This is a genomic window from Stenotrophomonas sp. CFBP 13718, from assembly GCF_014842145.1.
GTDB lineage: Bacteria > Pseudomonadota > Gammaproteobacteria > Xanthomonadales > Xanthomonadaceae > Stenotrophomonas.
The window spans coordinates 20,919-44,393 of record NZ_JACYVC010000008.1; the positions used below are offsets into that span (position 1 = coordinate 20,919).

The 23,475-nt window shown below is 67.3% G+C and carries 17 protein-coding genes and 1 pseudogene; 9 read left to right on the top strand and 9 right to left on the bottom strand.

The genetic code is table 11. The features are described from left to right. Window positions 1-142 precede the first annotated feature (142 nt). The 3 genes from recD to recC are packed head-to-tail and all read right to left on the bottom strand — an operon-like array spanning window position 143 to window position 8,981. On the bottom strand, window positions 143-1,990 hold the full coding sequence (gene recD / locus IFT58_RS13255) for an exodeoxyribonuclease V subunit alpha (protein WP_192095436.1): 1,848 nt from the start codon (window positions 1,988-1,990) through the stop codon (window positions 143-145). Beyond that, a complete protein-coding gene (locus tag IFT58_RS13260; RefSeq protein WP_192095438.1) occupies window positions 1,987-5,637 on the bottom strand; it encodes an exodeoxyribonuclease V subunit beta in 3,651 nt (1,216 codons plus the stop codon). Before IFT58_RS13260 ends, recD begins: the two co-directional genes overlap by 4 nt. Beyond that, window positions 5,634-8,981: an exodeoxyribonuclease V subunit gamma gene (gene recC / locus IFT58_RS13265; protein WP_192095440.1), complete on the bottom strand. Its 3,348-nt coding sequence runs from the start codon at window positions 8,979-8,981 to the stop codon at window positions 5,634-5,636. The genes IFT58_RS13260 and recC overlap by 4 nt, the downstream gene beginning before the upstream one ends. 236 nt (window positions 8,982-9,217) lie before the next feature. Here recC and IFT58_RS13270 point away from each other — a divergent pair, with 236 nt between their 5' ends. From IFT58_RS13270 to IFT58_RS13295, 6 genes and pseudogenes are all read left to right on the top strand, one after another. Continuing rightward, a complete protein-coding gene (locus tag IFT58_RS13270; protein WP_188325521.1) occupies window positions 9,218-10,006 on the top strand; it encodes an ATP-binding cassette domain-containing protein in 789 nt (262 codons plus the stop codon). Further along, window positions 10,006-10,755: an MlaE family lipid ABC transporter permease subunit gene (locus IFT58_RS13275; RefSeq protein WP_188325522.1), complete on the top strand. Its 750-nt coding sequence runs from the start codon at window positions 10,006-10,008 to the stop codon at window positions 10,753-10,755. The genes IFT58_RS13270 and IFT58_RS13275 overlap by 1 nt, the downstream gene beginning before the upstream one ends. Before the next feature lie 98 nt (window positions 10,756-10,853). Further along, window positions 10,854-11,327: pseudogene (gene mlaD, locus IFT58_RS13280) on the top strand (outer membrane lipid asymmetry maintenance protein MlaD); the annotation flags it as partial. Between the two features lie 56 nt (window positions 11,328-11,383). Continuing rightward, window positions 11,384-12,046, top strand: a complete 663-nt coding sequence (locus tag IFT58_RS13285; RefSeq protein ID WP_192081928.1) for an ABC transporter substrate-binding protein — start codon at window positions 11,384-11,386, stop codon at window positions 12,044-12,046. After that, window positions 12,036-12,365: an STAS domain-containing protein gene (locus tag IFT58_RS13290; protein ID WP_188325525.1), complete on the top strand. Its 330-nt coding sequence runs from the start codon at window positions 12,036-12,038 to the stop codon at window positions 12,363-12,365. Before IFT58_RS13285 ends, IFT58_RS13290 begins: the two co-directional genes overlap by 11 nt. 1 nt (window position 12,366) lies before the next feature. Further along, a complete protein-coding gene (locus tag IFT58_RS13295) occupies window positions 12,367-13,377 on the top strand; it encodes a VacJ family lipoprotein (RefSeq protein WP_192095442.1) in 1,011 nt (336 codons plus the stop codon). Between the two features lie 155 nt (window positions 13,378-13,532). Here the strand turns inward: IFT58_RS13295 and IFT58_RS13300 are convergent, their stop codons facing one another. The 4 genes from IFT58_RS13300 to IFT58_RS13315 all read right to left on the bottom strand — a co-directional run bounded on the left by IFT58_RS13300 (window position 13,533) and on the right by IFT58_RS13315 (window position 17,375). Beyond that, window positions 13,533-14,075, bottom strand: coding sequence for a glutathione peroxidase (locus IFT58_RS13300; RefSeq protein WP_192095443.1), 543 nt, complete (start codon window positions 14,073-14,075; stop codon window positions 13,533-13,535). Between the two features lie 52 nt (window positions 14,076-14,127). Further along, complete coding sequence (locus IFT58_RS13305) at window positions 14,128-14,490, bottom strand: hypothetical protein (protein WP_192081932.1); 363 nt, start codon at window positions 14,488-14,490, stop codon at window positions 14,128-14,130. Window positions 14,491-14,545: 55 nt separating this feature from the next. Then, window positions 14,546-16,108, bottom strand: coding sequence for a DNA recombination protein RmuC (gene rmuC / locus IFT58_RS13310; protein ID WP_192095445.1), 1,563 nt, complete (start codon window positions 16,106-16,108; stop codon window positions 14,546-14,548). Window positions 16,109-16,367: 259 nt separating this feature from the next. Beyond that, entirely contained in the window at window positions 16,368-17,375 is a 1,008-nt protein-coding gene (locus IFT58_RS13315; protein ID WP_188325530.1) for a zinc-binding alcohol dehydrogenase family protein, read from the bottom strand. A gap of 94 nt (window positions 17,376-17,469) precedes the next feature. On the opposite strand from IFT58_RS13315, the gene IFT58_RS13320 reads away from it, so the two are divergent. From IFT58_RS13320 to IFT58_RS13330, 3 genes are all read left to right on the top strand, one after another. Beyond that, complete coding sequence (locus tag IFT58_RS13320; RefSeq protein ID WP_192095577.1) at window positions 17,470-18,390, top strand: LysR substrate-binding domain-containing protein; 921 nt, start codon at window positions 17,470-17,472, stop codon at window positions 18,388-18,390. Between the two features lie 191 nt (window positions 18,391-18,581). Then, window positions 18,582-19,214: a leucine efflux protein LeuE gene (gene leuE / locus IFT58_RS13325; RefSeq protein WP_192081935.1), complete on the top strand. Its 633-nt coding sequence runs from the start codon at window positions 18,582-18,584 to the stop codon at window positions 19,212-19,214. Window positions 19,215-19,354: 140 nt separating this feature from the next. Further along, window positions 19,355-20,782 (top strand): amino acid permease, encoded by a 1,428-nt coding sequence (locus tag IFT58_RS13330; protein WP_188325532.1) that lies wholly within the window; start codon window positions 19,355-19,357, stop codon window positions 20,780-20,782. Between the two features lie 60 nt (window positions 20,783-20,842). Here the strand turns inward: IFT58_RS13330 and IFT58_RS13335 are convergent, their stop codons facing one another. Together IFT58_RS13335 and IFT58_RS13340 are read right to left on the bottom strand one after the other, a co-directional pair. Further along, the gene (locus tag IFT58_RS13335; protein WP_192095447.1) at window positions 20,843-22,072 is read right to left on the bottom strand and encodes a dipeptidase; all 1,230 of its coding nucleotides are present in this window, start codon (window positions 22,070-22,072) and stop codon (window positions 20,843-20,845) included. Between the two features lie 146 nt (window positions 22,073-22,218). Beyond that, window positions 22,219-23,385, bottom strand: a complete 1,167-nt coding sequence (locus tag IFT58_RS13340) for a class I SAM-dependent rRNA methyltransferase (RefSeq protein WP_192081937.1) — start codon at window positions 23,383-23,385, stop codon at window positions 22,219-22,221. Window positions 23,386-23,475: the final 90 nt, after the last annotated feature.

Consider the following 23,475-nt stretch of genomic DNA (forward strand, 5'->3'; position numbering starts at 1 on the left):
GATCCGACTTCAGTCGGCTGCGGAGGACGTCAGCCGACTGAAGTCGGCTCTACCAAGGGCTCTGCCGGTCAGCCGACTGAAGTCGGCTCTACCAAGGCGGTGGCGCGACCAGGGTGGGTTGTACCGACGCTGCTGTCCGGCATCAGCCGAACAGCGAGGCCTGCACCGGTTCGGCGCCCAGGCGCCACGCCAGCCCGGACATCCGGCTGGCGTGGCGGTGCAGGGCTTTTTCCAGCACCTCGGCCGGACCGGCCAGGTGCAGCCGCTGCCGCGCGCGGGTCAGTCCGGTGTAGACCAGTTCCCGCGACAGTACGCGTGCATCGTGCCGCGGAAGCTGCAACCACACTTCGTCGAATTCCGAACCCTGCGCCTTGTGCACGGTCATTGCGAACGCACTTTCATGGGCCGGCAGTGCGGCCGGGTGGAATGCACGCGGCTGGGCCAGGTCATCGCCTGCAAACCAGGCCACGATCGCGCCCGTTGCGTCGCGCAGGCAGATGCCGATATCACCGTTGAACAGACGATGGCGGTAGCTGTTTTCAGTCACCAGCAGCAATCTGCCGTGGAAGTAGCCTGCATTGGCACCGGCCAGCAGCGTTTCAATGCGATGGTTCAGGCCGCGCGCGCCCTGCGGGCCCTCGCGCAGTGCCGTCAGCACGCGCAGGCGGCTCGCCTGCGCCAGTGCCTGCGCGGGATCTGCCGTCTCGCCCAAGGCCTGCCAGTGCCCGAGCAGATGCTCGCGCTGCACCGACAACGGGTCCAGCACATCTTCGTGGAAGCCGACGCCTGCCAGTGACTGATCCCGCAACAAGCGCAGCGCGCCGTCGCTGTCACCGCGACGCACCGCGGTAGCCAACGGCGCAAGGTCCAGGGTGGCTGTCTGCCGGTAGCCCCGCTGCAGCTGCACCCGGCGGCCGGCGAAGGCGCTGGGCGGCGCCTCGGGCAGCAACGATGCCGGTGCCAGCAGCGGCTTCAGCGCGCGTGCGTCATCGGCACGCGTGCCCTGCCCGTCGCCGCTGGCACGCAGGATGGCGCTGAGCACATCGCCAGCCTCCACCGACGGAAGCTGGTCCGGGTCACCCAGCAGGATCAGCCGCGTGCCCTCGCTGATCGCCTCCACCAGCTTGGCCATCAGCGGCAGGTCGATCATGGAGGCCTCGTCCACCACCACCACATCGAATGGCAGGGGATTGTCCGCATGGTGGCGGAACCGCGGCGAATCCGGAATCACCCCCAGCAGGCGGTGCAGCGTGGTTCCACTGCTGGGCAGGCCGTCGCACAGCGCAGCCTCGATGCCCTCGCCCTGCAACCGCTGCATCGCCAGCCGCAGGCTTTCCGCCATGCGCTCGGCGGCGCGCCCGGTCGGGGCCGCCAATGCCATCCGGGGGACGGCGCGGCCTGCCTGCGCCGCCTGCGCGATCAGCAGCAACAGCAGGCGGGCGATGGTGGTGGTCTTGCCCGTGCCTGGGCCACCGGTCACCAAAGCGAGGGGGTGACGCAGCGTCACCGCCGCCGCGCGAGCCTGCTGGTCCGCGCGTTCTGCGGCGTGTGGAAACAACTGCGCGAACAACGGGGCGAGCGGTTCCAGGCCTGCGTCAGGCAGGGAGAAACGCCCTATCCGTTGCAGCCCCTCGGCCAGCGTGCGTTCGTATTCGCGGTAGCGGCGCAGATACAGCAACCCGTTTTCCAGCACCAGCGGTGCGTCATCACTGACCGCATCCGCCGTGGCCGGCGTGGCCACCCAAGGCGAGGCGCGCAGCTGGTCCGCCCAGTCTGCCGCCAAGGGCCAGGTGAAATCGCCTTCCACCAGCCGCTGTGGCTGCGCCGGATCGAAACCGGCGTGGCCCTGCGATACCGCCAGTGAGGCCAGCGCAGCGGCCACCAGTACCGCCTGCGGAGTATCCGCACGCAGACGCCCCAGGCTGAGCGCCAGGGCATGGTCCAAGGTGCGCAGCTGGCCACCCTGCTTCAATGCGGTCAACAGGTTCATGCGACGCCTCCCAGCACGCGGGACACCAGCGCGGCCTGGGCGGTTTCGCCCCCGGCAAACAGCGCATCCAGGGCATCGACCAGTGCCACATCGAAGCGCGCCGCGTGTACACCGTGGCCCGGCACCTCCAGGCCGCGACAGAACAGGTAGCGGATACCGCCCATGTCGCGCGCGTAGTCATACTGGTTGCCCAGCCGGAAACGCAGCCAGCGATGCAGCGCAACGGTATAGATCAGCGCCTGCAGATCGTATTCGCTGTGCTGCATGGCCACCTGCAGCAACGCCGGGGCGTAGCCGGGAAGGCGGTTCGATTTGTAGTCGAGCACGTACCAGCGGCCGTCGCGTACATAGGTCAGATCGATCTTGCCGGTCATCAACCCTTCCAGCTGGCGACGCAGGCCGAAGCCGCGGCGGGCCGGCACGATGCCGAAGCGATGCAGCACCTGCAGCAGGGCGGGTACGGCCGTCGGCTGCATGGCGAAGTGGAACTCGATTTCGGCGCGGCGCTCGTCGGATGGCAGGCTGTACAGGGCACCGCCTTCCGGCAATTCAACGGTGAGCGTGTGGCCGACCAGCGGGGTCAGCACGGCGACGCCCTCGTCCAGGTCTGCATCGGCGTAGCCTTCTTCGCGCAGCGCCTTTCGAAGCACCGCGTCCTGTCCTTCCGGTGCAGGTTCGCCAGGCTGCCAGAGGCCCCACGCCGCAAAGTCGGTGTTCTCCAGCGCATCGTGCAGCACGTTGCCGAAGCGGCTGCCCATGAAGCGGGGATCCACCGGCACCGCGTCGGGCTCTGCACCGGCAGGCAGCGCCGGCTCCAGCGGCAGTTCCGGACCCGCCGGTTCGTCGGCGGCCGGCGCGGGTACCTCGGTTGCTGCCGCGTCCACATCATGGCCTGCATCGGCGTTGGCCAGCTGGGTGAAGCTGTAGACCCACCAGTCATGCGGCACGCGACGGTCGATGCGGCGAACCGGTGGCAAAGCCCCTTCGCTTTCCAGCGCAAGCTGCGGCGGGCGCAACGGCGGGCCGCTGTCATCGACCACGATATCCGGGTCTGCCGCCAACGCCGCCGCGTCGGCCAGCATGGGCGCCAGGCGGGTCTTCGACAGGCCGGCCAGGTCGCCCACGGCAATCCACAGGGCATGCTCTGCACGGGTCAGGCCGACATACAGCAGTCGCGCATCTTCGGCTCGCTGCTCCTGGTCACGCAGTGCCGTTGCGTTGTCCCACGCCGCGTCCTTGTCCAGCTTCCAGTGCAGTTCCCGGCGATCGTCAGCGTGCACGGTGCAATGGCTGGCCGTGTTCGGCGCCCCGCCCTCGATGCCGACGAAGGGCAGGTAGACCAAGGGATATTCCAGGCCCTTGCTCTTGTGCAGGGTGATGATCTGTACACGACGCGCGTCCGACTCCAGTCGCAGCAACTGCTGCTCATCGTTCTGGTCGGCGTGCGCCATCTGCCCCTGCAGCCAGTCCAGCAGGCCATGCATGCCCAACGCCTGCGCGGACGCTTCCTGCAGGAGTTCGCCCAGCTGCAGGTAATTGGTCAGCCGTCGCTCGCCGTCGATCAGCGCCAGCAGGCGCTCGGCCTGGCCAGCACACGCATCGGCGATGACCGCGAACGGCCCGCCACGGGTCCAGCGCTCCCGCCACTGCAGCAGCTGCGACTGGAAGCCGCGCTGCACATCGCCCTCGCGTTCCATGCTGGCGATGGCGGCCGCATCCTGTCCCAGCAGCACGGTGGCCAGCGCCGCACGCAGGCGCCCTTCATCGGCCGGCTGCAGCAAGGCCATCAGCAGCGCGCGCAGGTCCTGCGCTTCGGCGCTGGCGAACAGACTCTGCTTGCCCGCCGCCACGGCGGGGATGCCCACGGCCGCAAGGCCCGTCTGCACCAGGGTGGCTTCGCGGTGCGAGCGCACCAGCACGGCGATGTCGCCGGGCGCCACGGGTCGATCGCGCAACACGGCAAGGCCGCTGCGCGCCTCCAGCAACACGCGGTGGATGTCAGCGACGCAGGCCCGGCACGCCATCTCGCGCGACGGCTCCGCGTTGAAAGGCTTGCCTCCTTCGTTGCGCAGCACGCGCAGCGTGAGCCCGTGGGCGGGGACTCCGTTGCGCAGGTAGTCGTCGTCGCGGCGTACGCCACCAGCCGCTACCGGCTCGAACTGGATGGCCGGGTCCAGGAACGCATCAGCGCCGGCGCTGGCGTACAACGTCTGCAGCGCGCGCAGCACGGCCGGGCGGGAACGGAAGTTGCGGTCCAGTGCCGGCGCGACCTGCGCCTCGCGCCGGGCGTTCAGATAGGTGTGGATATCACCGCCACGGAAGCCGTAGATCGCCTGCTTCGGATCGCCGATCAGGAACAGCGCAGGTGGCAGGTCATCATCGCGGTTTTCCGCGGAGTCGCCGAACACGCTGTCGAAAATGCTCCATTGGCGATCATCGGTGTCCTGGAACTCGTCCACCAGCGCGATGCGGTACTGCGCACGCAGGTGGCGCACCAGGGTGCGACGGTGCGGTCCGTCCAGGGCATCGGCAACCCCCTCGATGAGGTCATCGTAGCTCTGCACCCGCCGCACCTGTTTCAGAGTGGCCAGGCGCTGCCGTGCCTCTTCGCGTACGGCGTGCAGGAAGTTGATGGCCTGCAGGCGCAGCCACGCCTGTCGTGCATCGCGCGCATGCAGGTAGTCCTGCAGCGGCGCCTGCAACGGCGACACCGGTGCGCGGCCGGCGAATTTGGAATTCGTCTTGGCCGCCAATGCCTCGGGCAGGAAAGCCGGCAGCCGCTCGCTGTCCAGCGGCGCGGTTTCATCCCCGCGCAGCGCCCAGTCGCGCAGTGCGCTGCAGACCGGCTGCACCCAGGTCAGCTTGTACGAGGTGCCGTTCAACCACTTGGCATCCACGGCATCGCACAGGGCCTGGAAGAAGGCATCACCGTGCTCGCGTACGGCCTGCGCCAGCGCGCGGGTGGTCTGCTGCAACGCGTCGATCGGATCCGATCCGATCGGGCCCGGCGCAGGCAGCAGGGGCAACGACTTCAACAACGCGGGAAGATCCGACGCCAGCGCATCGGGGCTTTTCCACAGCCATGTCAGTGGATCGATCGCGGCCGGGTCGCTGGCATGCACGCGCCACAGGTCCGCCGCCAGTTCTTCCAGCAGACTCCGCTCGCTGGCCAGCAGTTCGGGCGGGTCGAACGTGTGCCCGCTCTCCAGCGCATGTTCGCGCAGTACGCGGGTGCAGAAGCCGTGGATGGTGAAGATCGACGCCAGGTCGATTTCATCGGCCGCTACCTGCAACCGCCGCTGCAGGGCGCTGGCACGTTCCTGGCCGCCCTGCAGATGGCGTTGCAGCACGAAGCGGGTCAACGCCACATCCGGCGATTCGCCCTCCTGCGGCGCGCTGTCCACCAGCTGCGCCGCCAATGCCAGACGCTCGCGGATGCGCTTGCGCAGCTCCTGCGTTGCCGCATCGGTGAAGGTCACGGCGAGGATCTGGCCGATGCGCAGGCCCTGCTCCACCACCAGGCGGGTGAACAGCGTCGCCAGGGTGAACGTCTTGCCGGTACCCGCGCTGGCCTCGATCAGCTGCACGCCCTGCAGCGGCAAGGCCAGGTACGGGTCGTGGTGCAAGGGCGTGGCGATGTGGCTCATACCGTGTCGTCCTGCGGGAAATCGGCCAGCGCACGGCCTTCGCGCACCGCCGTGAATATCAACCGGCTGATGTGCAGCAGCTCGGCATAGTGGGTGTCGTCGACGAACGGGTCCTGTCCGCGCAACGTCAGCTGCAGGGCTTCACTGCGTGATTCGCCCCAGCTGCGGTCCGATCCGTGCCAGCGCTTGGCGCCTTCAGCGCGCTGCTTCTCCGCGCTGGCGGTGTGGATGGCCCAGCCGGTGTACGGGCCGAAACGCAGCGGTTCGCGCAGGCCGCGCTGGCGCAGCCGGAGCAGCGCACGCAGCGCGTCGCTGGCCTGCGCCACGGAGAGCGCCGGCTGCACATGCGGCCCGATGCCCGCTTCCCCGTCATCGTGGAACTGCACCAGCGGCAGCGCGTCGCCGGCCGCATTGGCGAGCAACCAGTCCAGACCGTGGCGGATGGCGGCCGGTCCGTTGAGGCTGCCGGTACGCAGGCGCACCAGCCCATCCGGATGGCGGTCTCGCACACGGCCGTGCAGGCGCACGCCATCGATCTGCACTTCGTAGCGGCGGCTCTGCAACGGCTCGGCGCGCAACCACGCACGCAGGGCATCGGCATAGGGCCTTGTCTGTGCCTGCAAGGCATCGAAGCCGCGCTCGCCCAGCGCCCCGGACGGCAGCAGCGCACGTGCGCGCAGCCGCGGATACAGCGGTGCGTCGACCTCGGTCAACGTCGCCTGCACGACGGCCAGTTGCACGCTGCGGGCGGCGGGGCTGCGGTCATCCAGCACCAGCGGTTCGATGTCATCGGTCTCTTCCACGTCACCGGGCAGGCGCAGGCCCAGTGACAGCGCCAGGAACTGGCCTGCCGGATCGATCAGGAAGCGGCGCAGTTCGTCCAGCGACAGGGTGTCTTCGGCGCGGTCCGTGGCGCCCGCCAGGACCGGCAGCGCCGTCGTGCACCACGGTGGCAACGCGGCGCGCGCACCGCCCACGCTCCCCGCGGCGGGATGCCATTGCCGCCGGTAGCTGAAACGGCGTGGATCCCCGCCACCGAAGGCCGCCGGTGAAAACGGCTGCAGCGCATGCCGCACCACGAAGCCTTTGCCGGCGTCCACGGGGTCGACGTGGTACTTCATCGCCGCATCGATCAACTCGCTGACCAGTACGGACGGTTCGCGTGCGGTGCCATCGCGCGGATCAGCCCCCAGGTAACTCAGGTAGAACGCATCCTGTGCGGCGGCGAACAGCTGCAGGAACAGGAAGCGATCGTCTTCGCGCAGTGAGCGATCGCCCGGGCGACGGCGCGGCGAGTCCAGCTCTGCGGTCAGCTGATTGAGGCCGGCGGCGGGGTCCCGGCGCGGGAAGTCGCCATCGTTCAGGCCCAGGATGCAGATCACCCGGAACGGCAGCAGGCGCATCGGCACCATCCGGCCAAAACTGATGCCACCGGTGAGCAGCGGTGCCCGCGTATCGGCCTCGGCCAGCGCCGCGGCGAAGTGGGAACGGATCACCTCTGCCGGCACCGCCGCATCAGATCCGGCCTTCGACGCGTCCTCGGCGAACTGGTTGATCAGTCGGCGCAACCGCTCCAGCGCGCGCTGGCTGTTGGGCGAGGAAGGCGGCGTCGGCAGCACCGCATCCAGCAGGCCCAACAGGCGCTGCCGCCACTGGTCAGGCGGCAGACGCTCACCCAGCCGTTGCTGGTACACCGCCAGCACGCGCAGCAGTCGGATCAGCCGATCCAGCGCATCCAGCGCGCTGCCTTCCAGTTCCGGCCACGGCGCGACGCCGGCGATGTCGCCTTCGCTGCCGCTGGCGTGCCCCAACAACAGGCGGTCCAATGCGAACTGCCAGGTAAAGGCATCGTCGGCCGGTGCCTGATGCTGGCGCCGGTGATCGGCGTTCAGGCCCCAGCGCACGCCGGCCAGCTGCAGCCAATCGTGCAATCGATCGAAGGCGGCCGCGTCCAGGCCGGCCGCTTCCGCCAACGGCGCACTGGCCAGCAGGTCCAGCACTTCGTTCAAGCCGAAGCGCGCGACGGGCAGGCCGAGCAGGTGCACGAACACATCGGCCAGCGGTTCACCGGCCAGTGGACTGGTGTCGGCCAGCGCATAGGGAATGTGGTCATCACCGCCGCTGCGGCCGCCGAACACCGCTTCCAGATAGGGCACGTAGGGATCGATGTCCGGCGCCAGCACCGCGATGTCACGCGCCTGCAGGGGCGGATCGAATCGCGGATCCTGCAGCAGCCCGCGCAGCTGGTCATGCAGCACCTGCAGTTCGCGCAGGCGCGTGTGGCAGGCATGCACCTGCAGGCTGGGGTCATCCAGCCGCAGCGTGGGGCGGAGAGCACCAGCGGGCAGTCCGCGGCGATGGAACAGGTCGCGCTGCAGGCGGTGCAGCAGGCTGTCGGACAATCCGCCCTCGTCCAACGTGGGGCCGGCATCCTCTTCGGGATCGACATACGCGGCGATCTCGCCGGCGGGGTGCACGACTTCGTAGCTGCCGAGTACCGCCATGAAGTCGCGCCCGGCTGCACCCCAGGCTTCCAGCAGACGGTTCTCACCTGCGGATTCGCCGAACGGATCCGGTGCCCCGCTGCGCAGCTTTTCCGCCAGCGTCTGCAGGTCTCCCCAATAGGCCTGCACCGGCGTAGGCAGGTAGAAGTGCAGTTCGCCGACGCGTGCCTGGGTGGCCATCACCCGCAGCACATCAGGGGAGATGTTCAGGGTGGCAAACGCCGAAAGGCGCGGCGGAAGGCCCTGTGGCAACGGTTTTCCGGCGCCTTCGAACTGATCCAGGTAGGCCTGGATGCGGCGCGCGCGATAGCCTCGCCCCTCGGCGATGGCCCGCCACAGGATCGCCTGCGGATCCTGCGGATCGGCGCCGGCCTCCCAGCGCAGCAGCCAGTCACGGCGCCATGCCTGGTATTTCTCGAACACGCTGGCCAGCTCGCCGGCCAGCGCCCACGGTTTCAGTGGATCGCCGCCGGACAGGTACGCCTGCAGCGCGCGCATCGGTGGCCGGGCGATCAGGTCTGCATCGCCCAGCGCGGCGTACAGGCGCCAGCGCAAGGCGGCCGCGTCCAGATCGTCGGTTTCACCGGGCACATTGGCATTCAGCGCACGCGCGACGAATTCGCCCGGGGTGAGGAACTCCAGGTTGGCGGCCACGCCATATTCGGCGGCCAACGTGGATTGCAGCCAGCGCCGCATCGCCACCTGCGGAATCAGCACCACTTCCGGTGCCAGCAGGGGCTGGCCGGGCATCGGCGCGCGGACGTGCCGGGCCAGGAGCGCGGCGAGCACATCGAGGGAATTGGAATGGTAGAGGCGGAAATCGCCGGCAGGGTCGCTCATCGCAGACAGTGTGCCGCAGCGCGGCGATAAATGAATGCCGGGGGGTGCAGCGCGCGGCTGTCGCGTTCGCCACCGTGCAAGGCAGACAACCGATTGTTCCGGTGCCCTTCCTGACTGTCCCACCGTGCTGCCGCCCCAGCTCCGGCAGCGCGTGCGACAATACTGGACGGTCCAGTACGCTTATGTTCAGGCGCAGCTGCTGATTCTTCAACGTTGGAAAATCGTTCACGGTGCCCATGCAGGCTTCAGCCACCCCCTTGGTGCAGTTGTCCAACGTCCGCATCGATCGCGGCGGTCGGACAATCCTGCGCGACGTTTCGCTGCAGGTGCCGCGGGGCAGCATCACCGCCGTGCTGGGGCCGTCCGGCAGTGGCAAGTCCACGCTTCTGGCTGCACTCACCGGCGAACTGCGTCCGGTGCAGGGTGAAGTCACCCTGTTCGGCAAGCCGATCCCTACCGGCAACCGCGACCTGTTGGAGATGCGCAAAAGTGTCGGCGTGCTGCTGCAGGGCAATGGGTTGCTGACCGACCTCAGCGTTGCCGAGAACGTGGCGCTGCCCCTGCGCACCCATACCAAGCTGCCGGTGCCGGTGCGCGAACGCCTGGTGCAGATGAAGCTGCACGCGGTGGGCCTGCTGGCTGCCGGAGACACCTGGCCGCGCGAGCTGTCAGGTGGCATGGCGCGACGGGTAGCCCTTGCGCGTGCGCTGGCCCTTGACCCGCCGCTGATGATCTACGACGAGCCGCTGACCGGGCTGGACCCGATTGCCTCCGGGGTGATCATGAGCCTGATCCAGCGCCTCAACCACAGCCTGGGGCTGACCAGCATCATCGTCAGCCACCACGTGCACGAGACCCTGCCGATCTGCGACCAGGTGATCGCCATCGCCAACGGGGGCGTGGTGTTCCAGGGCAGCCCGGCCGCGCTGGAGTCCAGCCAGGATCCGCTGCTGCAGCAGTTCCTGCATGGTCGTCCGGACGGGCCGATCCCCTTTGACGCCGCGCCCCGCACGAGGACTGCCTGATGCCCTTTGTTGCCGGAACCCGCGCGCTGGGACGCGCCGGCCTGTTTTCGCTCACCGTGCTGCGCGGATCGCTTCCGACGGCGGACTTCCTGGCCGAGCTGACCCGCGAAATCTACAAGATCGGCGCGCGTTCCCTACCGATCATCGCCGTTGGCGGCGCATTCGTTGGTCTTGTGCTGACCCTGCAGGGCTACCGCACGTTGACCACCTTCGGCGCCGCCGATGCGCTGTCCACGCTCTTGGGCCTGTCGCTGTACCGCGAGCTGGCCCCGGTGCTGACCGCGCTGCTGTTCATCGGCCGCGCCGGCAGCTCGATCGCCGCCGAACTGGGCCTGATGCGGGCCACCGACCAGATCAAGGCGCTGGAACTGATGGCCATCGATCCGATCGCCAAGGCCGTGGCACCGCGCTTCTGGGCGGCGGTGCTGACGGTGCCCCTGCTGACCGGGGTGTTCTGCTCGCTGGCCATTTCAGCCAGTTACTTCGAAGCGGTCCACCTGCTCGGGCTGGATAACGGCGTGTTCTGGTCGGCGCTGCGCAACAGCGTGGACTTCTGGAACGACTTCGGCGTGGCAATGCTGAAGTCCGCCATCTTCGGTGGCACCGCTGCCCTGGTCGCCTCGTACGTCGGCTTCCATGCGGAACCGACCATCGAAGGCACCTCGGTGGCCACCACGCGCGCGGTGGTGAACGCGTCGCTGCTGGTGCTCATGTTCAACTTCGTGCTGTCGGCGATGCTGTTCCAGTAACGATGGATTCCTGGTTCCTGCGCTTTGCAGCGCGGGGATGATCTGAAACTCCCGCTTCGGCATCGGCCGGGGCACCTGTCAAAAATGGTGAAACGAACATGGCCATCCGCGGTCCCAGACTGGAATTTTCCGTCGGCGCCTTCCTGTTGCTGGCATTGGCTTCGCTGATGGTGCTGGCCGTCGCTTCAACCAACCAGCGCTGGGGGCTCGGCGGTGGCGGCTATGAGCTCAAGGCCCGTTTCTCGCAGATCGGCCAGCTGCGCAAGCAGGCGCCGGTGAAGATCGGCGGGGTCAACGTCGGTCAGGTCGCCGCCATCGACCTGGACCCGGTGAAGTTCGATTCCATCGTCACCATCAAGATGGACGGCAAGTTCAAGGACCTGCCGGCCGATACCTCCGCCGGCATCTTCACCAGCGGACTGCTCGGCGAGAGTTATATCGGTCTGCAGCCGGGCGGAGATCCGGACGTGCTGAAGGCCGGCGATGAAATCGTGTTCACCCAGCCCGCTGTAGACCTGATCCAGCTGGTCGGCAAGTACATGTTCGGGGGTGGCGGCGCCGGTGGCGACGCAGCCCAGTCCACTGAATCCCATGACGGCGCTGCCGCGCCCGCAACGGAACCGCAACCATGAAAATCAAGCTTCTTCCGCTCCTGCTGGCCTCCAGCCTGTTCGCCGCCACCCCGCTGCTGGCATCTGCCCAGACGGCTCCCGCCGCGGCGCCGGCTGCCCAGGGCCAGGCCGGCAAAACCGTCATCGATGCCAGCACGCGCATCATGACCACGCTGCAGCAGCGCAAGGCCGAGTTCAGCAAGGACCCGGCCGCACTGCGCAACTTCATCAACAGCGAGCTCAACCGCACCTTTGACCGTGACTACGCCGCACGGCTGGTGCTGGGCGCGCATTCGCGCGGTGCTTCCGACGCCGACATCAAGCTGTTCGCCGATGCCATGGCCGACAACCTGATGCAGCGCTACGGTTCTGCGCTGCTGAACATCCAGGGCAAGCCGACCTTCCGCCTGAAGGGCGAGACCCCCCTGCCGGGCAATCGCGGCGTACGCGTGGCCACCGAACTGGTGCGCTCGGGCGACCAGCCGACTCCGGTGGAATACCTGATGCGCAACAGCGGCGGCCAGTGGAAGATCTTCGACGTCAACATCGAAGGCATCTCCTACGTGCAGACCTTCCGCAACCAGTTCGATGCCCCGCTGCGCCAGAAGGGCATCAAGCAGGTGGCCACTGATCTGCGCAGCGGCGCCATGCAGGCGGCACCGGGCAGCAATGGCAAGTAATCCTGCCCCCACGCAGCAGGCCCAGGTCCGCCTGGACCAGGGCACGCTGCGGGTGACCGGCGCACTGGACCGCAGCGCGGTGATCGCGCTGTGGCCGCAGCTGCAGGGCATGGTCAAGGGCGCACAAGCGCTCGACCTGACCGATGTGCCGCGCGTGGACAGTGCCGGCGTTGCGCTGCTGGCCGAACTGGCTGCCCGGGTACGCACCGAGGGTCGCGTGTTGGCCATCCAGGGCACACCCGCGGGCCTGACCGAACTGGAGGCCGCCTATCGGCTGTCTGCAGACCTTGATTTCACTGCCCCTACTGCCGCGAGCTGACATGAACGTCGTACGCATTCTCCCCCTCTTCGTGTTGGCCGCCGCGCTCAGTGCCTGCGCCGCCAAGCCCGCCCGTGATGCCGCACCGGTTGCGGATACCGTAGTGCCCGCCGCCGATGCGCCGGTCAGCGATACGTCGGCGTCGACGGATGTCGATACCGCCGCCGTCGCCACGGGCCCGGCCGTCGATGCCTCTGCGGCGTCGGCAGTGGCTGCTGCACCGCCTGCGTCGGCACCCGTGGATGCCGACGGTGATGGCGTCCCGGATCCGGCCGAAGACGATTTCACCGCCCTGTATGGCAGCGATGGTGTCAGCGGCGGCTCGTCTGCGGTCTACGATCCGTGGGAACCCTTCAACCGCCGCGTGCATCGTTTCAACGTGGTGGTGGACAACGCCGTGGCGCGTCCGCTGGCAACGGCGTACACCAACGTCGTGCCGCGCTTCGCACGCACCGGCGTCAGCAACTTCTTCAGCAACATCCGTTCGCCGGTGACCATCGTCAACCAGGTCCTGCAGGGACGCCCGGATGATGCATGGGACACCTTGGGCCGCTTCCTGATGAACAGCACGCTGGGTGTCGGCGGTCTGTTCGATCCGGCCAGCAAGGCGATGATCGCCAACCGCAAGGAAGATTTCGGCCAGACGCTCGGCGCGTGGGGCTGGCGCCCGTCGCGCTACGTCGAGCTGCCGTTCTTCGGCCCGCGTACGGTGCGTGATGTGTTCGGCCTGGCCGGTGACATCCCGCTCTCGCCGATCCGCCAGATCGAAGAAGACAAGGTGCGCATCGGCCTGCAGGGCCTGCAGCTGGTGGACGCCCGTTCGCAACTGCTGGCGGCCGATGACATCCGCTCCAGCGCCGTGGACGAATACGCCCTGGTGCGCGATGCCTGGCTGCAGCGCCGTACGTACCAGATCGAGAATGACCTGCGCGGCAAGCATGCACGTGGCAAGGACGATCTGGATTCGGCCATCCCGGTGGATGCGATGCCGATGCCGCAGTGGGGCAACTGATCGCCGCTGCTGGATGAAAAAAAACCCCGCTTCGGCGGGGTTTTTTTTGTGGTCGCCGCGGTGGTAGCGCCGACCCATGGTCGGCGGGATCGGTCAGGCACCGCGATCAAGCGTCGCCGAGCATGGCTCGGCGTTCCCGCATCAGCGTGTGCTGGTCAGGCGGCGAGTGCGGTGTCCACGGCGTCGCGGAGGCGCGCGTCGTCGGCCGCTACGTCCGGGGCGAAGCGGGCGATGACCTTGCCGTCGCGGCCGATCAGGAACTTCTCGAAGTTCCACAGGATGCCCGGTGCCGGCTGGGCGAGGTCCTTCGCCGCCAGGCGCTCGCGCATCGGACCTTCGCCGATGGCCTCCGGCTGGGCGGCGATCAGCTGCTGGTACAGCGGATGCACGTCGTCACCGGCGACGCTGATCTTGGCGAACATCGGGAAGCTGACATCGTAGGTGAGCTGGCAGAACTGCTGGATGTCCGCTTCGCTGTCAGGCTCCTGCCCGAGGAAGTTGTTGGCCGGGAAACCCAGCACTTCCAGCCCCTTTGCCTGCTTTTCCAGATACAGCGTCTGCAGGCCTTCGTACTGCGGGGTAAGGCCGCACTTGGAGGCGACATTGACCACCAGCAGGACTTTGCCCTGATAGTCCGCCAGCGATGCGGGCTGGCCTTCGATGGTGTTGATGGAGATCTGCTGGATGGGTGCGGTCATGACGGGATCCTGTCTGGAACGGGAAAGGGAAAATCGGGAATGCAGCGCGCGCTCAGTCGACGCAGATCGTGCCCTGGGCCACGCCACCGTCGATGCGCTGGCGGCAGCCGAAGTTCTCGCTGGCGTCGCGCTGGCAGACACCGGATGCCGGTGCGCCGGCAACGACTTCACCGATCGCCAGGCACTGGCCACTGCAGTCGGACTTGGTGGTGCAGGTCTTGCCGGCATCGGCATTGGGCACCACGCACTGCACCCGCTGCAGGCGCCCCAGGGGACGCAGCTCGCCGCCCTTCGCGGTGCAGGCCTCTACTTCCGGCAGGGACGCTGCCGTGTCCAGCGGTGCGCGGCTGCCGCCGAAGGCGCAGCCGGCAAGGGTGAGGGTCAACAGCAGGCTGGTCAGCAGGGGCAAGCGCATCGGTGGCATCCATGAGGTGTGCAGGTAGACCAACGAGGATACCCAAGCGGTATGTCTATTCTTCGTCAGGTCCCGCCAGCTGCTGAACCACTTCGGGTTGCAGTTCAGGCGGCAGCGCCTTCTTCGCTTTGCTGCCCAGCTCGGCCAGGCGACGCGCGCGGCTGATCGCCGAATTGCGCGAATCCTGCAGGCGGTTGCGTGCGTTGGAGAACGCCGTCGTGGCGTCTTCCAGCTTCTTGCCGACGTTGTTGAAGTCGGCCAGGAAAGCGACCAGTGCATCCAGCACCAGTCCGCCGGCATCGCTGATCTGCAGCGCCTGTTTCTGCACCTTGTCGCGCGTCCACAGACGTTCTGCCACGCGCAGCAGCGCCATCAACGTGTTCGGCGAAGCAAACACGACCTTGTTGTCGAAGGCGTAGGTCTGCAGCGAGGGGTCGATGGACAGTGCTGCCGACAGGGCGCCTTCGATCGGCACGAACGCGATGGTCACATCCAGCGTCTGTTCTTCGCCCATGGCCTTGGGGTAGTTGCGCACGCCGAGATCGCGCACATGCGCGCGCAACGCCGTGGCATGGCGCAGCAGCGCTTCGTTGCCGGCATCGGGCGTATCGGCGTTCATGGCTTCCTGCCATGCCACCAGATTGACCTTGCTGTCGACCACGATGCTGCGCTGGTCCGGGAAGTTCACCACCACGTCCGGACGCAGGCGTTCGCCTTCGTCGTCCACCACGTGCTGCTGGCGCTTGTAGTGCACGCCCTCTTCCAGCCCGGAACTGCGCAGCACCGTTTCCAGCATCAGCTCGCCCCAGTCGCCACGCACCTTCGCGTTGCCTTTCAGGGCATTGGTGAGCGCGGCAGCCTGCGAGGCCATGTCCTGGTTGAGGGTCTTCAGTTCACCCACGGCTCCGAGCAGGCTGGCACGTTCGCGTGCCTCTTCGGCGTACAGCACGTCGACGCGGCCGCGGAACTCCTGCAGGCGCTCGGTGAAGGGCTTGAGCATGTTTTCGATGTCCAGCCGCGACTGCCCGGTCGCCTGGCGCACGTTCTTCTCGAACTGCTGGCCACGCTCCTCGAACACCTTGCCGGCCAGTTCAGCGAAGGCGCCGCTGAGCTTTTCCTTCGCCGTATCCAGATAGACGCGCAGCTCGGCGCTGGCCTGCTGCTGGTGCTGCAGGTTGGCCTGCAGGCGGGTGTGGTCACCGTGCAGCTGCTGGTAGGTTTCGCGCTGGGCGTGCAGTTGCTGCTGCAGGTCGACCAGTTGTTCCTGCATCTGCTGCAGGGCGTTGCCTCGTTCCACCAGGCGGGTGTCACGCTCGCTGGCCAGGGCGGCGTCGCGTTCTATGCGGCCCTGCGCGGCGCTGAGTGCCTGCTGGGCATCCTGCGCGCGGCGGCGTTCGCCTTCGATGTCGTCCTGCAGGGCCTGCAGACGTCCGCGCAGCTGGCCGGCGTCGACCTGGGCGGCCAGGCTGCGCTCGCGTTCTTCGCTCAGCGTGTGGCGCAGCGCGTCGAGTTCGTGGGTGTCGGTGCCGCCACTGGAGCGGCGCAGCACCACCACCAGCAGCACGAGGATGATGGCGAGCAGCAGCACGGCCAGGAGTACAAGGGTCTGGGTTTCCATCCGCCTAGTTTAGGCGGGTGCTGTCTCATGCGCTGCGTCGGGGTGGTCGAACGGGCTGGGCCCCCTCGCGGCCGACGCCGTGCTGCATCTGAGCGGGTCGGGCGGGTGGGCCAGGCAGGACACGCCGTGAATCCGTCCATGGAGGCTGCATCGCCGCATCCATGCGGCTCAGCGTCCTGCCTGGCCCACCCGCCCGACCCGCTGACGGGTTCCGTGTGCTGTCTGCCGCGTTGAAAAAAGAAGGAAGAGAAAAGCGGGCTTACCAGCCTTCCAGGACGATCTTGCCCTTGGCTTTCTGGCTTTCGATCAGGGCGTGGGCGCGGCGCAGGTTGGCTGCGTTGATGCGGCCGAGATTCTCGCCCAGGGTGGTGCGCAGGACGCCGGCATCGATCAGGCCGGCCACGCGGTTCAACAGGACGTGCTGCTGCTGCATGTCAGCGGTCTGGTGCAGCGGGCGGGCGAACATGAACTCCCAATGCAGCGAGGCGCACTTGCGCTTGAGGGCCATGACATCCAGCTGGCCGGGATCGTCGATCAGACCCAGCTGGCCCTGCGGCGCCAGCACCTCGATGATCTGTGCGTAGTGCTGGTCGGTGTGGGTCAGGCTGGCCACGTGCTCCACCTGCTGGATGCCCAGCCGCGACAGGCCCTCGGTCAGCGGCAGGCTGTGGTCTATCACGTGATGGGCGCCCAGCGCGTACACCCAGTCCTGGGTTTCCGGTCGCGATGCGGTGCCTACCACGGTCAGCTTGGTCAGCTGGCGGGCCAGCTGCACCAGGATCGAGCCGACGCCACCGGCTGCGCCGATCACCAGCAGGGTCTGGCCTTCGCCACCGCCTTCGGCGATGCGCAGGCGATCAAACAGCAGCTCCCATGCGGTGATCGCGGTCAACGGCAGTGCCGCGGCGCTGGCGTCATCCAGACTGGCGGGCTTGCGGCCGACAATGCGCTCGTCTACCAGTTGGTATTCGGCATTGCTGCCCGCCCGGTCGATGGCACCGGCGTAGTACACCGCGTCGCCGGGCTGGAACAGGGTGACCTCACTGCCCACGGCATCCACCACGCCGACCGCATCGAATCCAAGCACGCGCGGGGTCTCGGTGGCGGCGCTGCGGCGCACCTTGGCATCGACCGGGTTCACCGCCACTGCGGTCACCGCGACCCGCAGGTCCCGTGGACCCGGGGTGGGGATGTCCATCTCCAGATCAACCAGGGCCTTCGGATCATCGATGGACAGGCCGGCACGGGTATAGGCAACAGCGCGCATGGGGAACTCCGCAGCAAAGGGGGATTCACGCCAGCATGGACGCTGCGGGGGCCGCTGGAAAGGCGCAGAATCCAACATCACTTTCTCTCTCGTGGTGAAAATGATCCGCTTCGATGACCTGCAGTTGTACGCCCGCACTGCGGCGCTCGGCAGCTTCAGCACGGCAGCGCGCGAGGCGGATCTGCTGCCGGGGCAGGTCGCGGCGGCGATTGCCCGGCTGGAGCGCGAGCTGGACCTGCGCCTGTTCGTTCGTACTACCCGCAGCCTTCGGCTGACCGCCGAGGGCGCGGTGTACCTGCCGTATGCACACGACGTGCTGGCGGCGTTGCGCGAGGGTCGAGCCCGGGTGCAGGGCGAGGATGCCGAGCTGGCCGGCACGCTGCAGGTGGCCGCGCCCTCGGATCTTGGCCGCAACGTGCTGCTGCCGTGGCTGACCGCCTTCCGTCGCGCACATCCGCGCCTGCAGTTGCATCTGCAGTTGTCCGACCAGGTGACGGATGTATTCCGCGATCCGGTCGACATCGCCTTTCGCCTGGGTCGGTTCGACGACGCCAGCTACGTCGCCCTGTCGCTGCTGCCGGACAACCGTCGCGTGCTGGTGGCCTCTCCCGGCTATGTGCAGGCACACGGCACGCCAGGCAGCATGGATGCCCTGAAGGACCATGCCTGCCTGCTGTACCAACTGGGCGGGCGCACGCACGATCGCTGGAACTTTGAACACGATGGACGGCGTAGCGTGGTGGTGGTGCGTGGCGCACTGCTGTGCGATGACGCCGATGTGGTGCGACGGTGGGCGGTGGCGGGTGAGGGTATCGCCTACAAATCATGGCTCGATGTGGGCGACGACGTACGTGCCGGGCGGCTGCAGGTGCTGCTGGGCGGCAGTGGCGAGCCGCTGCCGTTGAACCTGGTGTGCCCACATCGCAAGCAGTTCTCGCCGGCGGTGCGGCAGTTGCATGGGTTCCTGGGCGAGCGGCTGGCGCCGTTGCTGGAAGGGTTGCCCATCGCCCGATAGTGAGGGCCGCTGGCCGTCAGCTCTTTGCTTTGTCGGTGATGACCGTTGGTCGTCTCGGGGCTGCCGCTGCGCTCGCCGAGCGTGGCTCGGCGCTACGGGATCGCAAGCGCCCGGCCACATCGCGGCAACCGGGCTGGATCAGCGCCGCGCCACTACAATGGCAGCCCCCTGCGTTGAATGAGTAAGCCGCCATGCCGTGGATGGGCATCCAGGACCTGTGGACCTTCCTGGTCGCCGTGCTGGTGTTCCTGGCATTGCCAGGCCCGGGTACCTTCACCCTGCTCACGGCCACCGGTCGGGGAGGTGTGCGCGGTGGCTATACGGCACTGGCCGGGTTGCTGGTGGGCGACCAGATCCTGATGTGGCTGGCGCTGGCCGGTGTGGCCGCCCTGCTGAAAGCCAATCCCACCGTCTTCCATGCCGTGCAGTATCTCGGCGCGGCGTATCTGGTATGGGTCGGCATCAGCCTGTTGCGTACGCCCAAGGGTGACGGCACCGACACGCCCGGCACGATTCGCCTGGCGCCCGGGCATTACTTCCGCCAGGCGATCCTGGTCAGCCTGCTCAATCCGAAGGCGATCCTGTTCTACATGGCCTTCCTGCCATTGTTCATCGACCCAGGCCAGCACCAGGGTCTGGCAACCTTCGCCGCGCTTGCCGGCATCATCTTCGTGGTCAGCATCGCCTACTGCTCCCTGCTGATCGGCGCCGGCAACCTGGCGCGGCGCCGGCTGATCCAGCATCCCCGCGTCAGCGATGTCCTTCGTCGCGTGGCCGGCGTATTCCTGATCGGCTTCGGCATTCGCCTGGGCTTGAACGGCTGATCGACCGATTGTGCCGATTCCGGCAACACGCGTCGCGGACAACCTCTATCGCGCTGCAGGTGAGCGCTTGGCAGTGGTAATGCTGCGCCGCGTTCGTTCACACTCGGGCACTTGTCGTTCCCAGTCACCACGAGGCCTGCATGTCTTTGCTCCGGCGTAAATCCCTGGATACCGTCACCGTCCACGAAGCCGGAAGGCAGTTGGTCCGTACCCTGAGTTGGCCCCATCTGATCGCGTTGGGTATCGGGGCCATCGTGGGCACCGGCATCTACACGCTGATCGGCGTGGGCGCCAATCTGGCCGGCCCGGCCGTGTTGATCTCCTTCGCCATCGCCGGGGCCGTCTGTGCCTGTGCTGCGCTGGCGTACGCCGAGCTGGCCACGATGATGCCGGCCTCGGGCAGCGCCTACACCTACAGCTATGCCGCATTGGGGGAGATCTTCGCCTGGGTGGTGGGCTGGAGCCTGATCCTGGAGTACTCGCTGGTGGTGAGTACGGTGGCGGTCGGCTGGTCCGGCTACTTCGTCGGCTTCCTGGAATGGGTGCATACCCAGATGGGCATCGACATCCGCCTGCCGCTGGCGCTGTCGGCCGGTCCGCACGTGGAAGGCGGCATGTTCAACCTGCCTGCGGTGCTGATCACCTGGGTCGTGGCCGGTGGCCTGATGTTGGGCACCAAGGAAAGCGCCACGCTCAACGCCGTACTGGTGGTCTTGAAGATCATCGCGCTGGCAGTGTTCGTTGCGGTTGCATTGCCCGCCTTCGATACGGCCAACCTGCAGCCATTCATGCCGTACGGCTTCGCCAAGTCGCTGGGCCCGGACGGGCTGGAGCGTGGTGTGATGGCGGCTGCCGCGATCATCTTCTTCGCGTTCTATGGCTTCGATGCGATCGCCACGGCGGCCGAAGAAACAAAGAACCCGGGGCGTGACCTGTCCATCGGCATCATCGGCTCGATGATCGGCTGCACCATCATCTACATGCTGGTGGCGCTGGCAGCCATCGGTGCCATGAGCTACGCGGTGTTTGGCAGCAGTGCCGAACCGCTGGCCCTGATCATGCGCCAGCTGGGCCACCCGACGGCCGCACTGCTTATCGGCGTGGTGGCCATCATCGCGCTGCCCACCGTGCTGCTGGCTTTCATGTTCGGCCAGAGCCGGGTGTTCTTCGTCATGGGCCGCGACGGCATGCTGCCGCGCAGCCTGTCCAACGTGAGCAAGCGCACCGGTACGCCGGTGGCGACCACGCTGTTCAGTGCCCTGCTGGTATCGGCGCTGGCCGGTGTGGCGCGGCTGGATGAAATCGCCGCGCTGGCCAACGCCGGCACGCTGGCCGCCTTCACCGCGGTGGGCATCTGCCTGGTGGTGCTGCGCCGCCGTGAACCCAACCGCGAGCGCAAGTTCCGCACGCCGCTGGCTTACGTGGTCGGTCCGGCCGCCGCACTGGGTTGCGTCTATCTGTTCTTCAGCCTGCCGCAGAGCACCCAGCTGTACTTCCTGATCTGGAACGTGATCGGTCTGGCGGTCTACTTCCTGTACAGCCGTCGGCACGCGCTGCTGGGCAGGTAGTGACGGCCGCTGGCCGTCAATCGGAGTGACGGCCAGCAGCCGTCACTCCCGTCTGGTCCGTCAGCGTTCGGCGTGGTCCTGAGCCTGCTGCATCACCCGCAGCAGGTTGCCGCCCCAGATGCCGGCAATCTGCTTTTCGTCATAGCCACGGCGCAGCAGCCAAGCGGTGATCTTCGGCAGGTCGCTGACATCGCGCAGGTCGGTCAATCCACCGCCACCGTCCCAGTCCAGGCCGATGCCCACGTGCTCAGGCCCGACGACCTCCAGGATGTGGCCCATGTGGGCGAAGAAGTCATCCAGGGTGGCGTGGCGCACCGGGTACTTCGCATCCAGGGCGTCTTCGCCGCGCTGCAGTTCAGCGCCCTGTGCGATGCTCATCGCTTCCCAACCGCCAAGGCGCTTGCTGAGCGCGTCTTCGGCGGCCTTGCGCTGCGGGCTCTTGCCGGGATCCACCAGATAACCCCCGTAGGCGTTGACCTGTATCACCCCGCCCGCTTTGGCCAGCTGCCGCAGGCGCGTGTCGTCGAGGTTGCGCGGGTGGTCATGGGTCGCTTTCGACGCACTGTGCGACAGCACGAACGGCACCGGCATCATCGCGATCAGCTGGTCGAATACCGCGTCGGAGGCGTGCGACTGATCGATCACGATGCCCTGCTTCACTGCATCCAGCACCAACGCCTTGCCCGCCGCGCTCAGTCCGTTCCACTCCGGGCCCTGCGGATTGGTGGCCGAGTCGGCGAATTCGTTGTTGGCGAAGTGCACGGTGCTGAGCATGCGCAGTCCGGCCTGGTGGTAGAAGCGCAGCAGTGAGGGATCGGCCACCAGCGGGCTGGCGTTTTCCATGCTGATGAACACCACGCGCTTGCCATCGGCCTTGATCCGCCGTGCGTCGGCCGGGGTGAGGGCCAGTTCGAAACGGTCAGCGTTGGCCGCCACCATGGTGCGGATCTCCAGCAGGCGCTGCAGGCCCGCATCGCGGTCGCGCAGATGGGCCGCGGCGGTGCGGTCGCCCTGACCGGTGTAGATCGCCCAGAACCCCCCATCCAGCGCACCATCGACCATGCGCGGGTAATCCACCTGCGACAGGGCATTGTGATCGTGGCGGTTAACGATGTCGAAGCCATCGCGGGCGAAGTTGGCCGGCGTATCCAGATGGCTGTCGAGCGTGAGCAGGCGCTGCTGCAGGGCTTTCGCGCGCTGCAGCTCCGCCGTGCTGAAGTCGATGGCCTGGGCGGACAGCGGCACGCTGAGCGCCAAGGCGAGCAACAGGGACAGGCGACGCAGGATCATGCGGGTCTCACCGGGAACGGGAAAACCCGACAGTAGCCTGCGCGTGACAACACCGGTAGAGCCGACTTCAGTCGGCTGCACCTCCCGTGCCCCTGGATACCGTCCGCCGAGCATGGCTCGGCGCTACCAACCGCTTGGACCCGCGGTTACAGCACCCGGCAGAACACCGCCTTCAGGTAGCGTGATTCCTGCACGTGCGCCATGAACGGGTGGTCGGGGCCGGCGCCGGACACCTTCAGGATCTGGATCGTGCGGCCGGAGTAGAACGCCGCGCGGCGCAGCATGTCCAGGAACTGATCTTCAGCCACCAGCCCGGTGCACGAGAACGTGGCGAGCAGGCCACCGGGCTTCACCACCCCCAGCGCCAGCTTGTTCATGTCCAGGTACTTCTTGAGTGCGCTGATCACCTGGTCGCGGTCGCGGGTCATCTTCGCCGGGTCCAGGATCACCACGTCGTACTGCTCGCCGCGGTTGGCGGCATCACGCAGCCACGGGAAGATGTCGGACTGCACGAACTTCGGCCGCACGTTGTTGAGCTTGGCGTTGCCCTTGGCGATCTGGATCACGTCCTCGTCGATGTCGATGCCCACCACTTCACTGGCACCGCGCGCGGCGGCGTACACCGCAAACCCACCGGTGTTGCAGCACAGATCGAGCACGGTCTTGCCTTCGACCTGCTGGCTCAGCCACTCGCGGTTGTCGCGCTGGTCGGCGAAGAAGCCGGTCTTGTGCGCGCCGGCCGGATCGGCGCGGAACTTCACGCCGTACTCGGTGATCACCGAGGCTTCGGTGGTGGTGTTGCCGTGGAAGTCGAAGCTTTCCTGCTTCTGCACGTGCTCGTCGGCGAAGCTGTGGAAGCGGCAGCCCGGGAACTGTTCGCTCAGGGCTTCGTAGATCCACTCGCGATGGCGGAACATGCCGGCGGCGAAGAACTCCACCACCACCAGATCGCCATAGCGGTCCACCACCAGGCCGGACAGGCCGTCGCCTTCGCTGTGCACCACGCGCCAGGCATCGCTGACCGCATCCAGCTTCAGCACATCGCGGCGCAGTTCCACAGCCTGGGCGATCTTGCGCGAGAACCAGCCCGCGTCGACCGGCACGCGTTCGTCGGTTTCCAGGATGCGCACCGCGATGCGCGAATGGCCGTTGTAGAAGCCGCGCCCGATGAAGTCACCCTCCACGCCGAAGACATCGACGATGGTCCCGGGCTTGGGCCGGACGGCCGGCTTTTCGACCAGTTTCTGGAAGATCCACGGGTGGCTGGAGCGCCAGGCATTCTTGAGACGGACAAAGGGGGCAGAGGTATTCATCGGTCCATTGTAATCGCTGCGGCAGGGGCGGCCGCAGTCGGGTAGTGATGGCCGCTGGCCCAGCAGCCTTCACCTGCGGTTGATTGACGC